General features: G+C 37.1%; 16 protein-coding genes and 6 pseudogenes. 19 read left to right on the plus strand and 3 right to left on the minus strand.

All coding sequences use genetic code 11. The features are described 5' to 3' along the window. Nucleotides 1–34 precede the first annotated feature (34 nt). The 3 genes and pseudogenes from AB5213_RS12620 to AB5213_RS12630 all read right to left on the minus strand — a co-directional run. Nucleotides 35–430, minus strand: coding sequence for a DUF6483 family protein (locus AB5213_RS12620; RefSeq protein WP_349096018.1), 396 nt, complete (start codon nt 428–430; stop codon nt 35–37). 24 nt (nt 431–454) lie between these two features. Further along, nucleotides 455–640 (minus strand): DUF6440 family protein, encoded by a 186-nt coding sequence (locus AB5213_RS12625; protein ID WP_005342831.1) that lies wholly within the window; start codon nt 638–640, stop codon nt 455–457. Between the two features lie 63 nt (nt 641–703). Next, nucleotides 704–835, minus strand: a pseudogene (locus AB5213_RS12630) (class I SAM-dependent methyltransferase); the annotation flags it as partial. Between the two features lie 567 nt (nt 836–1,402). Between AB5213_RS12630 and AB5213_RS12635 the strand changes: the two are divergent. The 19 genes and pseudogenes from AB5213_RS12635 to AB5213_RS12725 all read left to right on the plus strand — a co-directional run. Continuing rightward, nucleotides 1,403–1,591, plus strand: a pseudogene (locus tag AB5213_RS12635) (ParA family protein); the annotation flags it as partial. Nucleotides 1,592–1,756: 165 nt separating this feature from the next. Then, the gene (locus AB5213_RS12640) at nt 1,757–2,470 is read left to right on the plus strand and encodes a lantibiotic protection ABC transporter ATP-binding protein (RefSeq protein ID WP_005609481.1); all 714 of its coding nucleotides are present in this window, start codon (nt 1,757–1,759) and stop codon (nt 2,468–2,470) included. Further along, nucleotides 2,463–3,194 carry a lantibiotic immunity ABC transporter MutE/EpiE family permease subunit gene (locus tag AB5213_RS12645; RefSeq protein WP_215634721.1) on the plus strand — a complete coding sequence of 244 codons (732 nt, stop codon included), beginning with the start codon at nt 2,463–2,465 and terminating at the stop codon, nt 3,192–3,194. The genes AB5213_RS12640 and AB5213_RS12645 overlap by 8 nt, the downstream gene beginning before the upstream one ends. Nucleotide 3,195: 1 nt before the next feature. After that, on the plus strand, nt 3,196–3,936 hold the full coding sequence (locus tag AB5213_RS12650) for a lantibiotic immunity ABC transporter MutG family permease subunit (RefSeq protein WP_055182536.1): 741 nt from the start codon (nt 3,196–3,198) through the stop codon (nt 3,934–3,936). Between the two features lie 14 nt (nt 3,937–3,950). Then, nucleotides 3,951–4,613, plus strand: a complete 663-nt coding sequence (locus tag AB5213_RS12655) for a response regulator transcription factor (RefSeq protein ID WP_005359225.1) — start codon at nt 3,951–3,953, stop codon at nt 4,611–4,613. Further along, on the plus strand, nt 4,601–5,977 hold the full coding sequence (locus AB5213_RS12660; protein ID WP_215634722.1) for a sensor histidine kinase KdpD: 1,377 nt from the start codon (nt 4,601–4,603) through the stop codon (nt 5,975–5,977). The genes AB5213_RS12655 and AB5213_RS12660 overlap by 13 nt, the downstream gene beginning before the upstream one ends. 164 nt (nt 5,978–6,141) lie before the next feature. Continuing rightward, nucleotides 6,142–6,447: pseudogene (locus tag AB5213_RS12665) on the plus strand (ParA family protein); the annotation flags it as partial. 392 nt (nt 6,448–6,839) lie between these two features. Continuing rightward, nucleotides 6,840–7,094, plus strand: a pseudogene (locus AB5213_RS12670) (hypothetical protein); the annotation flags it as partial. Nucleotides 7,095–7,218: 124 nt separating this feature from the next. Then, on the plus strand, nt 7,219–7,689 hold the full coding sequence (locus AB5213_RS12675; RefSeq protein WP_215634723.1) for a flavodoxin: 471 nt from the start codon (nt 7,219–7,221) through the stop codon (nt 7,687–7,689). Nucleotides 7,690–7,717: 28 nt separating this feature from the next. Beyond that, on the plus strand, nt 7,718–8,485 hold the full coding sequence (locus tag AB5213_RS12680) for a carboxymuconolactone decarboxylase family protein (protein WP_173692771.1): 768 nt from the start codon (nt 7,718–7,720) through the stop codon (nt 8,483–8,485). A gap of 10 nt (nt 8,486–8,495) precedes the next feature. After that, nucleotides 8,496–9,500: an aldo/keto reductase gene (locus AB5213_RS12685; RefSeq protein ID WP_215634724.1), complete on the plus strand. Its 1,005-nt coding sequence runs from the start codon at nt 8,496–8,498 to the stop codon at nt 9,498–9,500. 21 nt (nt 9,501–9,521) lie between these two features. Then, entirely contained in the window at nt 9,522–9,713 is a 192-nt protein-coding gene (locus AB5213_RS12690) for a hypothetical protein (protein WP_015526519.1), read from the plus strand. Between the two features lie 248 nt (nt 9,714–9,961). Continuing rightward, nucleotides 9,962–10,510: pseudogene (locus AB5213_RS12695) on the plus strand (zinc-ribbon domain-containing protein); the annotation flags it as partial. 14 nt (nt 10,511–10,524) lie between these two features. Then, nucleotides 10,525–10,773: pseudogene (locus AB5213_RS12700) on the plus strand (CHAP domain-containing protein); the annotation flags it as partial. Nucleotides 10,774–10,902: 129 nt separating this feature from the next. Continuing rightward, nucleotides 10,903–11,565, plus strand: a complete 663-nt coding sequence (locus AB5213_RS12705; RefSeq protein WP_368276793.1) for a TetR/AcrR family transcriptional regulator — start codon at nt 10,903–10,905, stop codon at nt 11,563–11,565. Nucleotides 11,566–11,627: 62 nt separating this feature from the next. After that, nucleotides 11,628–12,812 (plus strand): MFS transporter, encoded by a 1,185-nt coding sequence (locus AB5213_RS12710; protein WP_368276794.1) that lies wholly within the window; start codon nt 11,628–11,630, stop codon nt 12,810–12,812. A 486-nt stretch (nt 12,813–13,298) separates the two neighbouring features. Continuing rightward, nucleotides 13,299–14,732 carry a phospholipase D family protein gene (locus AB5213_RS12715; protein ID WP_055249576.1) on the plus strand — a complete coding sequence of 478 codons (1,434 nt, stop codon included), beginning with the start codon at nt 13,299–13,301 and terminating at the stop codon, nt 14,730–14,732. Beyond that, nucleotides 14,711–15,421: a response regulator transcription factor gene (locus tag AB5213_RS12720; RefSeq protein ID WP_005421560.1), complete on the plus strand. Its 711-nt coding sequence runs from the start codon at nt 14,711–14,713 to the stop codon at nt 15,419–15,421. Before AB5213_RS12715 ends, AB5213_RS12720 begins: the two co-directional genes overlap by 22 nt. Beyond that, the gene (locus AB5213_RS12725) at nt 15,421–16,464 is read left to right on the plus strand and encodes a HAMP domain-containing sensor histidine kinase (protein ID WP_349096541.1); all 1,044 of its coding nucleotides are present in this window, start codon (nt 15,421–15,423) and stop codon (nt 16,462–16,464) included. The genes AB5213_RS12720 and AB5213_RS12725 overlap by 1 nt, the downstream gene beginning before the upstream one ends. Nucleotides 16,465–16,586: the final 122 nt, after the last annotated feature.

Raw genomic sequence — 16,586 nt, forward strand, 5'->3', positions numbered from 1 at the left:
AGCCAATCACTCTTATCTCTTTGAATTTTCTACATTACTCTTCAGCTTTGACCAAACATAGCAAATCAGTATATCCTGACTGCATAAGTAATTGCTTAAAACCAGACATCACTTCTTCTTTTGTATAATTATTATTTTTCAAAAACTCACTATCCTTCTCACTAAGGTATTGGTAGAAAAGAGCTGCTGCCATTACCGCATTTCTGTCTGTATAATCAATGCTATCTAAAAGTATATTCTCTGCTTCGTTAATTTCCCCAGAATCAATCATATCAAGAAAATCTTTCAAATTTTTCCCTGATACTTCATATTTATTTTCTTTTTCAAGTTCAACAGAAACATACTTTTTCCCAAACATTAAAGAAAATAATACTCTTACCATTTCTTTTATCATTCGCATAATATAGTCTTTTTCGTCTGTGAAATACATTTTTCACCTCCATAACTACCGATTTTACTTTGTAACTATGACTTTTCCTTCTGAATCCAGAAGAGGTGTAATAGCCGCTCCATATCCAGATTTCCAACAAAGATAGTTAACCCCAGTCTCCTTATCTACAAGGATTTGGCGAACTCCTTCATCCTTAAGCTGACTTCCGTCTCTAAATGTAACTTCAAATCTTTCTTCTTTCTTTGCCATGTTTATTTCTCCTTTTTTCAAGCGTTAAATTTAAATTTTCCTGTTATACAAACTAGAAATTGGCTATTTCGTTGCAACAATACTTATCCAATGATTTTTTGTATTTGAATACGTTTTTATCTCTGTAAAACCTGCTTCTTTCAAAGCAGCAATGAGTTGATCAGATGTGTAAATCTTCATACCATCAATCAACTTTAAATTCTAATTTGTTTCTATCTTTATTTCTTAATTATACACGGGATTTGAAGCTTTTTCTACTTATCTATTGTTCTAAAATCTCTCTCAAAAAAATAATTAAAAAAATTTATAAAAAATAGGGTGTCAAAAGCCTGAGCAATTCCAAATAAGTGAAGGGAGTAATTCCAATCAACAAAAATGGAACGCCTTCCTTTGAAATTTAAAACTGAATATACAGGTCACTAAGACGTTAATTCTGATGATAGCCACCTTATCGGGTACGCCATAACTTTTGTGGATGCAGAACAGCGAGAACTCCCGGTATGAGTGTCAGGTTGCTCCTGACATGGCGATGACAGTCAGAAAGATAATGATACTTCTCTAAGGAGCTGGCGGAGTACTCGGCAGAGGTTAGAATCCTATGATACAGATCAGCAGTTTGTTCCTTAGTGGCTTCCCATGAGCGATACGCTCGGCAAGGGGTGTTGAGAACAAATGTTGCCACGACTGTTTAGGAAATGAAACGGTCAGGTACATAGTCATTCTACAATGGCTATGAATATTCAGGAAAGGAGGACGCAAAAAGTGTCAAACTGCAAAACGATTGCCATCTGCAATCAGAAAGGCGGAGTAGGAAAGACCACCACTTCGGTCAATCTCGGAATCGGTCTTGCAATGCAGGGAAAGAAAGTATTACTTGTTGATGCAGACCCACAGGGAGATTTAACCACTTGTCTGGGGTGGCAGGATACGGACAGTCTGGGTATCACGCTTCGTATTTGTAACAGCTTTGCTGATTTCAGTGGAAAGCCGAGTTCTGATAATGATATTCAATTGATGGTTTATTCCATACGGGAATAAATCTTCATCAAATCTTTATTTTTTTCTGTTAGGTTATATTTCAGTAAGAAATGAAATATAGAAGGAAGGATAGTAAAGATGGAAATGATGTTACAGACACAAAATCTATGTAAATATTTTAGAAAACAGAAAGCGGTAAATAATGTTTCACTTAATATCGAAAAGGGACAGATTTATGGACTGCTTGGACCGAATGGCGCTGGTAAATCTACCACATTGAAAATGCTGACCGGTATGATGAAACCAACTGCAGGAAAGATTTACTTTGATGGAAAACTTTTGGATAGGAAAGATTTATCAAAAATAGGAGCGTTAATTGAAAATCCGCCTATTTATGAAAATCTTTCCGCCAGAGAGAATTTGAAGGTAAGACAATTATTGCTTGGTACAGATGAAAACAGAATTGATGAGGTCTTGCAGATTGTATCACTTACAAACACCGGAAAGAAGAAAGCAGGACAGTTTTCTTTGGGGATGAAGCAAAGACTAGGCATTGCAATGGCATTGCTTGGAGAACCGGAACTTTTGATATTGGATGAACCTACGAATGGATTAGATCCAATAGGCATCGAGGAATTACGAGAGCTGATCCGGTCTTTTCCGGAACAGGGAATCACTGTAATTCTCTCCAGTCATATTCTCTCAGAGGTACAGTTACTTGCAGATAAAGTCGGGATTATTTCAGGTGGAATCTTAGGATACGAAGGAGCATTAAAGCAGGGAGATAATCTTGAAGATTTGTTTATGAATGTGGTAAGAAAAAACCAGAAAGCAGGTGAAATCCATGGTTAATATTATAAAAGCAGAACATCAAAAAGCCAAAAGAACCATGCGAAAAAAGTTTATCTGGGGATTTCCTCTTCTTACATTTGTCATGGCATTTATATTTACTCTTGGGATGACAAATGCTTATGCAGAAAGTGTTTGGAACTGGTGGTATACACTTTTGCTGCCGGGGATGATTGCTCTATTTTGTTATCTTTCTGTGGCGCAGGAGAAAAAGATAAAATACTATCATTTAATGACTATTCCCACAGACAGAAGAAAATTGTTGCTGGGGAAAATTATTTATATTGGGTACATGATTTTGTTTTCTAATGTGATTGTGTTTGCAGGAGCAACGCTTGGAGGCTTTCTTCTAACGACACATGTTCCAGTTGGAGGAGCGTTGATTGCAGTATTATTTCTGACGGTTTCTGAGTTATGGGAGATTCCGGTAGCTTTATTTTTAAGTGAACGATTTGGAATGATTGTAAACCTGTTCGTCTGCCTATTTATTACCGTCAGCGGTGTGGTAATATCACAAACCAGAATCTGGTATGTACTTGTTTCTGCAATCCCTATGCGAATGATGTGCCCGTTGCTTCATGTTTTACCAAATGGACTTGCCGCAGAAGCAGGGAATCCTCTTTTGGATACGGGAGTCATTGTTCCGGGAATGTGTCTCTCAATCATCTGGTTTGTTTTTGTAACGGTTCTGTTTTTGAAATGGTTTGAGAAAAGAGAGGTGAAATAAGATGATTGGAAGATCTCTTAATGCAGACTTGCGAAAGATGAAAGGAACATCTGTGATTCTGGCACACTTACTGATTCCGATTATAACCAGCGTTATATTTTTAATATATTACTTTTTTTCACCATGGAATGAAAATATGAAAGTGATTGCATTTTATCAGGCAATAGGAGCAGGACTTCCGGTACTTATTGGAATTTTTACAGCAAGTGTGATGGAACAAGAACAAAATGCAGGTGATTTTCAAAACCTGTTGTCTTTACCAGATAAACTTACAGCATTTTTATCGAAACTGTTGATGCTACTGGTTTTGTGTCTGTGCTCTATCCTATTGACAGCAATCATATTCGGAATTGGATTTGGAAGAATCGCATCAAGCGATATCGAAATCATGAAAGGATGTATATTTGCAGCATTGCTGCTGTGGGGAAGCAGTGTTCCACTTTATCTGTGGCAGCTGATTCTGGCTTTTCAGTTTGGAAAAGGGGTATCCATTGGAGCAGGGATTATATCAGGACTAATTAGTGCATTGATGCTTACCGGACTTGGAGATTATGTGTGGAAATATGTATTTGTCTGCTGGACGGGTAGAGTACCATATACTTATCTGCAATCTGTATTGGGAGAAACTAGTGTAGGTGAATGGTTGTCATTCATACCAGGTTGCTTAATATTTACAGGGATTAGTATGGTATACTATTTTTGGTGGGTAAACCACTGGGAAGGAAACAGAATATCGGAATAGAATCGAGGGAAACTATGGCAAAAATACTGGCAGTTGATGATGAACCGGCAATTTTGGAAATGATAGAAAGCATTTTGAATAAGGATGGACATCTGGTTACCAAAGTAAGTAATCCACTAAAAATTAATATGGAAGAATTACATCGTTATGACCTGATTTTACTGGACATTATGATGCCTGGAATTGATGGCTTCGAATTATGCAAAAGAATTAGGATACTTGTGGATTGTCCGATTTTGTTTCTTACGGCAAAAACGGAGGAAAACAGTCTGGTAAACGGACTTTCTTTAGGAGCAGATGATTATATTTCAAAGCCATTTGGAGTGATGGAACTTCGGGCAAGGATCAATGCACATCTTAGAAGAGAGCACAGGGAACATTCTGTCCGGATGGTTTTGGGGAGGGTCTGTATTCAAATATCTCAAAAGAAACTATTGGTTGATGATAAGGAACTTCCTCTTACGAAAGCGGAGTACGAAATCTGTGAATTTCTGGCTAAAAACAGAGGACAGGTTTTCTCGAAGGAACAGATATTGGAAGCGGTCTTTGGCTTTGACAATGAGAGTAATGACAGTACTATAATCACGCATATCAAAAATATAAGAGCAAAATTTGCGGATTATGATTATACACCGATAAAAACAGTCTGGGGGATTGGATATAAATGGGAAGAGTAAAGAGAAGCAATGCACTCAGCAGGATTTTTATGAGATATGTACTGGTTATGCTTGGATCATTAGTTGGTTTGGTGATTGTTGCTTATCTGCTGCTGTACCTTTTGATTAGTGTGGGCTGTATTTATCCGGCAAATTATGCAGAGCAAAAGATTAATGAAGCATATGATACGATTCTACGTGCAGATAAAGTGACTGCTGAGATGATTCCCGCACTTTGTGATTATGTAATCTTTTCAGAGAATGGAGAGAAAATAGGTGGAGATCTGTCAGAACAATACGAACAGATAGCATGGAATGTTGCAAAGTACGGAAACGCATCCGGGAAATATTTTTATAAAGTAATTGTAAGGGAAAATGAATATGTTGTATTGCAATATCGCCTGACACCTCAATATCATTCAGCTTTTTTGAGGGAGCATTTTATAGGACCACAGAATGTGATGATTATTATGTCTGTGATTGGAGCGGTAGCGATTATCATCATTCCGTCCATACGTTTTGGAAAAAGAATCAAAAAGCAGATGCAGCCTGTATTAGACGCAATCGGACAAATAAAGGATCAAAATCTGGAATATGAGACATCCTGTTCCGGTATCAAAGAGTTTGATGACTGTTTATCGGCAATCGATGATATGCGAGATGCATTGCGAGAATCTTTAGAAAAGCAGTGGAAAACAGAGCAGGAAAAGAAACAGCAGATGTCTGCTTTGGCGCATGATATTAAAACACCTCTTACGATTGTACGGGGAAATGCAGAACTACTTTCAGAGACTGAACTGACCACAGAACAGAAGAAAAATATCACTTATGTTTTGAACGGCACAACACAGATACAAAGTTATGTAAAACAGTTGATAGATGTCACAAAATCATGGAATTGCAGTGATGTTACCTATACAACGGTGAGGTTAGAAGATTTTTTCGCAGATATAAAGGAACAGGCACTCGGACTGGTAGAAAGCTATCACCAGAAGATAGATTGGAAGGCGGAACAAAGTGATAAAAAGGTAACGATTGCTTATGATCCAATGTTCCGGGCCGTAATGAATGTGATTCAGAATGCAGTGGAGCATACAAAAGAAAATGGAATCATTTATATTGACGCAAAGGAGCAGGATGACCGGCTGACATTCATTGTGGAGGATAGCGGATCAGGATTTACAAAAGAAGCATTATTGCATGGCACAGAGCAGTTTTTTATGGATGACACAAGTAGAAATGGCGAAGCCCATTATGGGATGGGACTATTTTTTGCAAAAACTGTGGCTGAAAAATATGGTGGAGGTATTAAACTTTCAAATTCTGAAAATACAGGTGGGGCGAGGGTAGAAATATTTTTCCTGAGTAGTCAAGAAACAAGCTAAATAGACCGCAATTAAGCTATGTAAAAGAAATTTTACATGCTTTTATCTAATATGTAAAAGCCTTTTGATAGACATTACTACTACGTTTGCTGTAATCTCATGGAAGAAGGAGGCATACAGAATTATGATAGCTGATAAAATTAAAAATGCTCGTACTATTCTTTATTACATAACTAACGCTCAATGCTCTTTCGGCGGCAGACAGTGTGATTATTCCGGTTCAGGCTCAATATCTGCCAGCAAAAGGAATGACGCAGCTCGTGCAGACGATTTCAAGGGTAAAGAAGTATATCAATCCGGATATTAAGATTGATGGAATACTTCTGACTCTCTTAGACAGTCGGACTAATCTTGCTAAAAGTACGGTGGAAGCTCTGAGGGAAAACTTCGGGAATCATATTAAGATGTACCGGACATCTATCCCAATCGGAGTAAAAGCCGCAGAAGCTTCTTCAAAAGGCAAGAGCATTGGAGCATTACAACAAGTATTTAAGGCAGAGGGCAGACCGTGACAGCAGATAATGCTTATCGTTCCCCCCTTCTCACACTCTACCCCCTATAACCTACAGTTTACCTGCTGAAAATATATATTCTATCTCCATATTTATAACTATCTCATAAAGTTATGGTTATCTATAAGAACCAGTCGTACAGTTGGAAAAGTACAGGAGGTTCTGGTACGATAAAAATTTAGCTTTCTTCTTCGGCAGGTATTGGAAGAACAACAGGGATAAAAATGCAATAAAAGTTGGACGCACTGTGGATAACCGGTGTGTTCGTTTCGTTTAAGGAGGAAAAACGAATGGCAAAATTAAAAATCAAGAGAGCTGTGTCGTTTGTGATGGCAACAGTTCTCAGCCTTGGAAAAGACTTTTCGAAACTGCAGATTGCTTTTACAAGTAATCTTGGAACGAATGCCGGAGTTATGGCAGCAAATGGACTGGGCTATCCGGTATCCATCGAAGGTGCTGCAAAGTATTGGCGGGAGGATATTCTGGTATAGCGAAGAATTTCTCCTGAAATCACAACAAGTACTGTGATTGCCTGGAGATGAAACATTCCATATTCTCTGGCGGTCAGTAAAATGATAGAAGAAATAAATGCTTTCCAGGCATAGAATGGAATTCAATATAAGCATTAGACATAATAAAATATCAGGTATAAAATAGATGTATAAGAGAAATTCAAATCTTATACATCTATTTTATACGAAAAATTCGCAAAGAAAGGGGATTTTTATTATGAGTAAAAATTTAGTCGCATTTTTCAGTGCAAGCGGGACAACAAAAAAAGTAGCAGAAATGATTGCAGAGGAAGCAAAAGCGGATTTATTTGAGATTGAGCCAAAAGTTCCATATACAAAGGCTGATCTTGACTGGATGAATAAAAAATCCCGCAGCAGTGTGGAAATGAGTGATAAGAAATACAGACCGGAGATTATGAAGAAAAAGATGGATATGAGTTCTTATGACGAGATCCTTCTGGGATTCCCAATCTGGTGGTATGTAGCTCCGACAATTGTCAATACATTTTTGGAAGCCTATGATTTCAGTGGCAAAAAGATTGTGCTCTTTGCAACATCCGGTGGAAGTGGATTCGGTAATACTGTAAAGGAATTACAGTCATCTGCACCGGATGCGGTTATCACAGAAGGCAGCCTGTTAAACCGTGGAACAAAACAGGAAATCAGTGAGTGGATAAAATCTTTATAAATAACAGTGCTATGGAGGTATACAGAAAATGGAAAAAATAGTACAGACAGCAGGAAGAAATACACTTGGTGAATTCGCACCGGAATTTGCACATTTTAACGATGATGTACTTTTCGGCGAAAACTGGAATAACCAGGACATCGACGTAAAAACAAGAAGTATCATCACAGTGGTTGCTCTGATGGCTTCCGGAATTACAGATTCTTCTTTAAAATATCATCTTCAAAATGCAAAAAATCATGGTGTAACACAAAAAGAGATTGCCGCAGTAATCACACATGTCGCATTTTATGCAGGATGGCCAAAAGCATGGGCAGTTTTTAATCTGGCAAAGGAAGTATGGCAGCCGAAGGAAGGAGATCTTCCATATGAAGATGAAGGTATGAGAGCACATGCGAAATCGATGGTATTTCCAATTGGTGCACCAAATGATGGCTTTGCACAGTATTTTTCTGGCAGAAGTTTTCTTGCACCGATTTCCACTTCTCAGGTTGGCATTTTCAACGTGACATTTGAACCCGGATGCCGGAATAATTGGCATATTCATCATGCAAAAAGCGGTGGCGGGCAGATCTTAGTATGTGTAGCCGGCCGAGGGTTTTATCAGGAAGAAGGCAGGGATGCGGTAGAAATGAAACCGGGTGACTGTATTAACATTCCGGTAGATGTAAAGCACTGGCATGGGGCCGCTCCGGATGAATGGTTTTCCCATCTGGCAATTGAGGTGCCGGGAGTGGATTGTTCCAATGAGTGGTGTGAGGCGGTATCGGAGAAAGAGTACGCTGGATTAAGATAAGGAGAGCACTATGGAATACGGTAAACTCGGAAATACAGATATAGAAGTGTCAAAATTATGTGTGGGCTGCATGAGTTTTGGGAAAGCTGGAACCATGCATGACTGGACGTTGGATGAAGCTGAAAGTGAGAATGTTATCAAGCATGCACTTGATTTGGGATATAACTTTTTTGATACGGCAAATGGATATTCAGCAGGAACAAGTGAGGAATATTTAGGTAAAGCATTGAAGAAAAATGTAGCGAGAAATCAGGTTGTGATTGCATCCAAGGTATATTTTAATGAAGGTCGTTTATCAAGACAGGCAATCATGAGGGAAATAGATGGAACTCTGTCACGTCTTGGAACCGACTATCTTGATTTATATATCATCCATAGATTTGACTATGATACACCAATTGAAGAAACTATGGAGGCACTGCACGATCTGGTAAAAGCAGGAAAGGTCAGGGCACTTGGTGCATCTGCTATGTATGGATATCAGTTTTATAATATGCAGTTAGCCGCAAGAGACAATGGATGGACACCATTTTCTGCGATGGAGAATCATTATAATTTGCTTTACAGAGAGGATGAGAGAGAATTGCTACCAATTTGTAAGCAAATGAAAGTTTCGTTAATGCCGTATAGCCCTCTTGCAGCCGGACATCTGGCAAGACCACAGTGGAAATCAGAGTCTCTTCGTGGAACCACGGATAGGGTTGCCATGGGAAAATATGATAAGACTGAAACGGAAGACATGCAGATAGTTAAACGTGTAGCGGAGCTTGCCGAAAAGTATAACTGCAAAATGTCCCAGATAGCCATTGCATGGCAGTGGGCAAAGGGAATTCTATCGCCTATTATTGGGGCAACCAAAACGCAGTATCTGGATGATTCAGCCGGAGCATTTGACATTAAATTAACTGCCGAAGACCTTGCATATCTTGAAGAGCCATATGTTCCACATGAGATAGTTGGTGCAATTGATAAAAATCCGGCGCAAGGTGTTATTTTGCTTGATGAAAAGAAATAATAAAGAACGAGGTGTAGCCATATGAAGAAATATTTATCAGTTATTCTGGAAATTATCCTCACAGCCTGTCTGGTTGCATGTGGTAGTTCTAACAAGGATTCCGTGAACGATGATAAACAAGAGGTAAGACTGGGAAAAATGAATATGCCAGAGCGTGAGGTTGTAGAATTGCTGAGTAACGGAGACGTAGAATTAAAAATTTCGAAAGAATGAAATTACTGTTTTTCTATACGAAGAGCTCGACAGATTTTAGATAATTGCGATCTGTGAAGGATTTGCAATTTTAGGAATGATATTTTTGATTATCAGTTGATAGTCAACTTCAAGTTTGCCAACTTGCCCTTTGAGAGAGGAGAAATCCTTTTCTCAAAGGGTTTTTCTATTTATACGGATATTCGCAAACTACAAGATAAAGCTAAAACTTCATATACTCTAATCACAGAGGAAGTGGAGGTTTTGATATGAGTAACAGTTTAGCAGAAGTACACCCGGAGCTTGTTTCGGAGTGGTCGGAGAAGAACTTACCGCTTACACCTGATGACATTGCTTTCGGTTCAAATAAAAAAGTATGGTGGAGAGGTGCTTGCGGTCATGAATGGCAGGCAAGCGTTAAGGCTCGTTCTAATGGAGAAAAATGCCCGATATGTTCCGGTGCGAGAGTGATTGCAGGTATTAACGATTTGACGACATTAGAGCCATTACTGGTAAAACAGTGGTCGAAAAAGAATAAGATAAAACCGACAGAAGTTTCTATTGGTTCTCATAAGAAAGTGATTTGGAGATGTGAGAAAGGACACGAGTGGGAAGCTGCCGTTAAGAGCAGGACAATAAATAAAACGGGTTGCCCGTATTGCTCTCATAATAAAGTGTTGGCAGGATTTAATGACCTTGCAATGCTTCTGCCGGATATAGCTACCGAGTGGTCGGACAGAAATTATCCGTTACTTCTAACTCAGGTTACGGTCTTTGCCAATCGAAAGGCTTGGTGGAAGTGTAAGGATTGTGGCAGAGAATGGAACACCCTTGCGTGGACGGTGCAAACTGGTTTAAGTCAAACGGGAAATGGCAAAGCCGCACTTATGAACCAAAGACGGGAGATATTATCTTCTTCGATTGGGAGGGCGACGGTACAACAGACCACGTTGGTATCGTAGAGAAATGCGAGAATGGCACAGTTTATACCGTAGAGGGTAACTCAAGCGATGCCTGCAAGCAAAGACAGTACACAGTCGGAAGTAGCAATATTTATGGATACGGTATTCCGGCATATTAAAAATTCCAGACGGTGTCTGGAAAATCGAAAAGATGGCTGCTCAGTTGAGTAACCATCGGGTACATTAAAGAGATTGCTTTTTTCAAATATAACAAGTATAATGAACATACCAAAGGTATGTAAGAAAGGATGGAAAATATGAGAAGAGATCCAGAAAAAACATATGAAAAAATATTAGAAGTTTCAAGTAAGTTATTTTTTGAAAAAGGATATGAAAACACATCTTTGCAGGATATTGTAAATAATTTGGATGGATTAACTAAGGGAGCGGTGTATCATCACTTTTCATCAAAAGATGATATATTGGATGCTATAGAGGATAAACTATTAGTAGAGAATAATCCGTTTAAAAAGGTATTAGTATATTCTGAATTAACAGGTATTGAGTTGATAAAAAAGGCTTTTTTGTTAGGAATAGAAGATCAAGAGCAGCAATATTATAACAAAATAAGTATGAAAATTTGGCGCCAAAGTGAAAAGATTCAAAGTCCTAAGATGATTGCAAAAATGATTGAAATTAATAAAAATATTTTGGCACCTGATTTATGCAAAATAGTAGAAAAGGGTATTGAGGATGGATCTGTAGATACAAAATATCCGATGGAGATTTCGGAACAAATATTATTACAAATAAATATAGGTTTGTTACTCGCGATTTCTGATATTACAGAGAAAGAATTAACAGGAAAAATAGAATTTATTTCAGAATGGACAAAAAATATGGGAGTAGATTTTTTAGATAAAGAATTAAAAGAGAAATTGAAACACGTCTTTATGGAATATTGTGAATAAAATGGGAATTTCCCCATTTTATTTTTTGAACATAGCATACCACCGGTATGCAAAGGAGAAAAATGAATACATATTATTTATATTTAATAGGACAGGCAAACTCGCTGGTAATTAATCAAATGCTAAAATTTGCGTTATATATGTACATTTTAGATAATACAGGTTCATCAGTTATATATTCGAATATCATAGCATTTTCTATGCTACCAATAATTTTCTTTAGTCCAATTGCTGGCTGGATCTGTGATTATGTGAAAAAGAAAAAATTAATAGTTATGTTAGACTTTACATCAGGCATAATACTTAGCTTGTTTTTCCTTTTATCTAATAAAGTAATAGCAATTTGCATCATTTTATTTATATTAGGGATATTAGGGACGTTAGAAACACCAGCTACTCAGGCGGCAGTACCACTAATTACAGATGATTTAAATAAAACTAATACAGAAATAGCACAGATATCGTCTATTTCAGCAATATTAGCACCAATTCTAGGTGGAGTTATATATAATACATTTTCCATAAATAAGATTATTATTTTTTCTATAATTGGTTTTGGGATTACCGCTTTTTTGGAAAGTTTAATAAAAATGAAAAATGAACAATGCATAAGGGATAGTGCAATATTGGGAATAAAACAGGGAATAAAGTATTTGTTTGTGGAAGAAAAAGAAATTCTTAAATTAGTGTTGTATGCAGGCGTAATTTCCTGTGAAATAACAGGGCTGCTTACAATTGCATTTCCATATATCATAAGAAATACGTTACAGTATAGTACAACAGTCTATGGATATGCAGAAGGAAGTCTGGGAATAGCTGCAATCGGTGCAACTTTTTATTATTCTTTTACAAGAAGAAAGTGGGATAGTAATAAAACAAATAATCTCGTTATTGGAATAGGCGGGTGCGTTATGATAACGGGAATTATTTTGTGGATGTGTCAAACAAGGAATGTAATATTTATTACTATTTTAGTGCTATGTAGCATAATTCAGTTTAATATTAATATTTTTTCAATAGTATGTTTATCTGATATTATGAGAAAAACAAAAGAAGAATATATGGGGAGAATTATGGGATTTGTATCTATGATAACCAATATGTTTCAACCGATAAGCCAGATTATTTATGGGAGAGGGTTAGAATATACAATATCAGGGTTCGGAAAATTTCTTATTGTGATAGCAGTAAGTATTCTGGGAATTTCTTTATATAGAAAAAATGTAATAAAGAGAGACAAAAAATAGTGTTTTGGTGGACAGAAGAAGATTTTTCGATGAAAAAGAGGTATTTTAAATATAGAAGATATCTACCGATTAGAACGAAAGGAGGAAGGAAATATGAGAGTTCCACCGATCAATATTATTTGTTAATTAAGTTAGAAAAGTGTTGGGTTTAACAATCCAACACTTTTCTATATAAGAAACTGTGAATATCATGTAATGTCGTGATGTGACAGACCAATATCAAACTGGACGAAGCGCATATTTGCGACTGGGACAATTATTTATGAGATTATTTGCTGGATTGCTATAAGAATCTGATGAAACGACCTTTCAAAAAACAGTTGATTTAGAAGTTAACTGTTTTTGAAAGGCCGTTTTTGCTATATCTAACAGTCTGTTGTACAAAGAAGATTTTGCATGGATGAAAAAACAAACCTTGTTGAGGTTAAATTGAGATTGACTTTGTATTGTATAAGTATGAAATAAAAAGGAATCAGGTGATGTACAATGAAAAAGCATAAAATATGTAAAATCCTTCTTGTTATACTGGCAATTTTTTTATGTGTGGCTTTTTATGAATTGCTCGGAATCTGCGTTGCATATAAAAAGCAGCCGGAAGTGTCCAATACAACCAAAAAAGAAACAAAAAATGGGTCATGGAACGAATGCAGTGAAAATACAGAACGGGCAGTAATCATAGAAAAGAATCCAGAAGCGCTTTTACAAAGAGTGCGTTTGATCAAGAATGCAAAAAAGGAAATTATTCTTTCTACTTTTGCATTTCAATCCGATGAAAGTGGAAAATTGATTTTAGGAGCACTGCATGATGCGGCAGACAGAGGTGTACATATTCGTCTGTTAGTAGATGGAATGGAGAGCTGGATTGATATGGAAGGAAATCCGTATTTCTATGGATTATCTTCCCATGAGAATGTTGAAATTAAACTGTATAATAAGGCCAATCCGTTGAAACCGTGGAAAATGATGGGTAGAATGCATGATAAATATTTGATTGCAGATGGAAAGAGATATATTCTTGGGGGAAGAAATACATACAATTATTTCCTGGGTGATTTTCCGGGACATAAGAACTATGACAGAGACGTGTTAGTGGTTTGCGATGAACCTGAGAAAGAAAATTCAGTTAACCAGTTGTCAGAGTATTTTGAAACCATATGGAATCAGGAAGACAGTGGTTATTTTCATAACAATAAAAAACTGGCAAATAGAAAATCTGTAAAGAACGCAGTTTTAGAGCTGCAGAACAGCTATCAGAAATATTTTGAAGAGAATAAGGAAAGAATCTGCGAGACCGATTATACGGACGAAACTTTTGAGACAGAAAAGATTACATTAGTGTCAAATCCTATTCACACAGGTTCCAAAGAACCAGTAGTGTGGTATCAGTTGGGAGAATTGATGAAAAATGCAAAAAATCGTGTGAAGATCCACACGCCATATATTATCTGTAATGATATGATGTATAATACATGGGAGGAGATTGCAGAGAACGTTTCAGATTTTTCTATCATGACAAATTCAGTTGCGAATAATGGGAATCCATTTGGGTCTGCCGATTATGCGAAAAACAGAAATAGAATCTTAAGTACAGGAATTAATATCTGGGAATATGAAGGCGGTTATTCATACCACGGAAAAAGTATTCTGATTGACGATGATCTGTCTGTAATCGGTTCCTTTAATATGGACATGAGAAGTGCATATCTGGATACGGAACTGATGCTTGTAATACGCAGTAAAGATATTAATAAACAGTTGGAAGAGGGCATGATGGAATATGAAAAAGTGTCCCGCCAGATATTAGAAGGCGGAACTTATAATGATCCATATCATGTAGAGCCAATCGAATTAACAAAGAAACGTCAGAGAAAAATATTTTTGGTACAGCATCTGCTTGGATGGGCAAGGTATCTGTTTTAATAAGGAGGAAGGAAAACGTGTTTCAAATATTGATTGTAGAAGATGATAAAGAATTAAGCCAGCTATTCCAAAAAGTGCTTGAGAAGAATGGATATCAAGTCAAAAGTGCATCGGATGGAGCACAGGCATTAGAAGTATTGGATAAGGAATATATTGATCTGATTATTTCTGATATTATGATGCCGGTTATGGATGGCTATGAACTGGTGTCAGAACTTCGTTCAGCAGGATATCAGATACCAGTGCTTATGATCACTGCGAAAGGTTCCTTTGATGATATGCGTCAGGGATTTTTTTCGGGAAGTGATGATTATATGGTAAAACCGGTAAATGTGAATGAAATGGTTTTAAGAGTCGGAGCACTGCTTCGCCGTGCACAGATATTGAATGAACACAAAATTGTGATCGGTTCAACAGAGTTTGATTATGATGCAATGACGGTTACAACTGATAAGGAAAGTCTTGTTTTACCTAAAAAACAATTCCTGCTTTTATATAAGCTTGCAGCTTCGCCAGGCAGAACATTTACAAAACAACAGTTGATGGATGAAGTATGGGGATACGAGACGGAGGCAGACCCACATACAATAGAGGTACATATAGGAAGACTCAGAGAGCGTTTTAAAGATAACCCGGATTTTGAAATCGTAACAATGCGTGGAATTGGATACAAGGTGGTGAAAAAATAATGGAACAAAAGAAAAAAAAAGGATTGCGGATCCGATCCTGTCTGACTGGTGCAATCTGGCTGGCACTTGTATTTTCAACAGTCATATCTGCTTTATTATTTGCTTTTTTAAATCATTTTTTTAATCTGCCGGGCAGCATAACTGTGCTTGGCTGGCTTTTGATTTTCAATACATTGATTGCAGGGCTGATCACTTCCTTTATCAATGCAAAGTTACTGGAACCAATTACCAGACTTAGTAAAGCAATGAAGGAAGTTTCTCAGGGAGATTTTGAACAGCATTTGGAAACGAACAGCCGTATCGCAGAAGTTGGAGAATCTTATCAAAGTTTTAACGTTATGACAAAGGAACTTCGTGCAACAGAGGTGCTGCAGATGGATTTTGTATCTAATGTTTCTCATGAGTTTAAGACCCCGATCAATGCCATTGAAGGATATACAATGCTGCTTCAGGGAGAAGAACTGTCTCCGGAACAAGAGGAATATGTAGAAAAAATCTTATTTAACACCCAAAGACTTTCCGGATTGGTTGGTAATATTTTGCTGTTATCCAAGTTAGAGAATCAGAATATACCAATGAAAAAAACAGAATATCGTCTGGATGAACAGATCCGCCAGGCATTTCTTTCATTGGAAACAAAATGGACAGAAAAAGAAATTGGTTTTCAGGTAGAATTGGAGGAAGTTAAATATACTGGGAATGAAGGACTTTTTATGCATATCTGGATAAATCTTTTGGATAATGCGATTAAGTTCAGCCCTTCAAAGGGGACAATTATGATGTTTCTGAAACAAGAACAGGATTCTGTTAAGTTCATTCTGGAAGATGAAGGACCAGGAATAGAGGATGATGTAAAATCCAGAATATTTGACAAGTTCTATCAGGTAGATGGATCTCATAAAGCAGAAGGAAATGGCCTAGGTCTTGCACTTGTAAAACGGATTGTAGATAGTGCCGGAGGAACAATCAAAGCAGAAAACCGTGAATATGGTGGATGCAGATTTGTTATAGAGCTGCCAAAGCAGAAAGATGAGATTATATAGTTTTAAGATAAATTAGCCTGCAAATAAAAAGTCAAGGCTAAATTGAAGAACATTGAAAATTTTATACAGGTTGAAAATTTGGTATCAAAATAAGACCACCACACCAGTGCTGGTCTGAAAAT

This window comes from Coprococcus sp. RTP21204st1_G4_RTP21204_210225, assembly GCF_040915385.1.
GTDB lineage: Bacteria > Bacillota > Clostridia > Lachnospirales > Lachnospiraceae > Allocoprococcus > Allocoprococcus comes.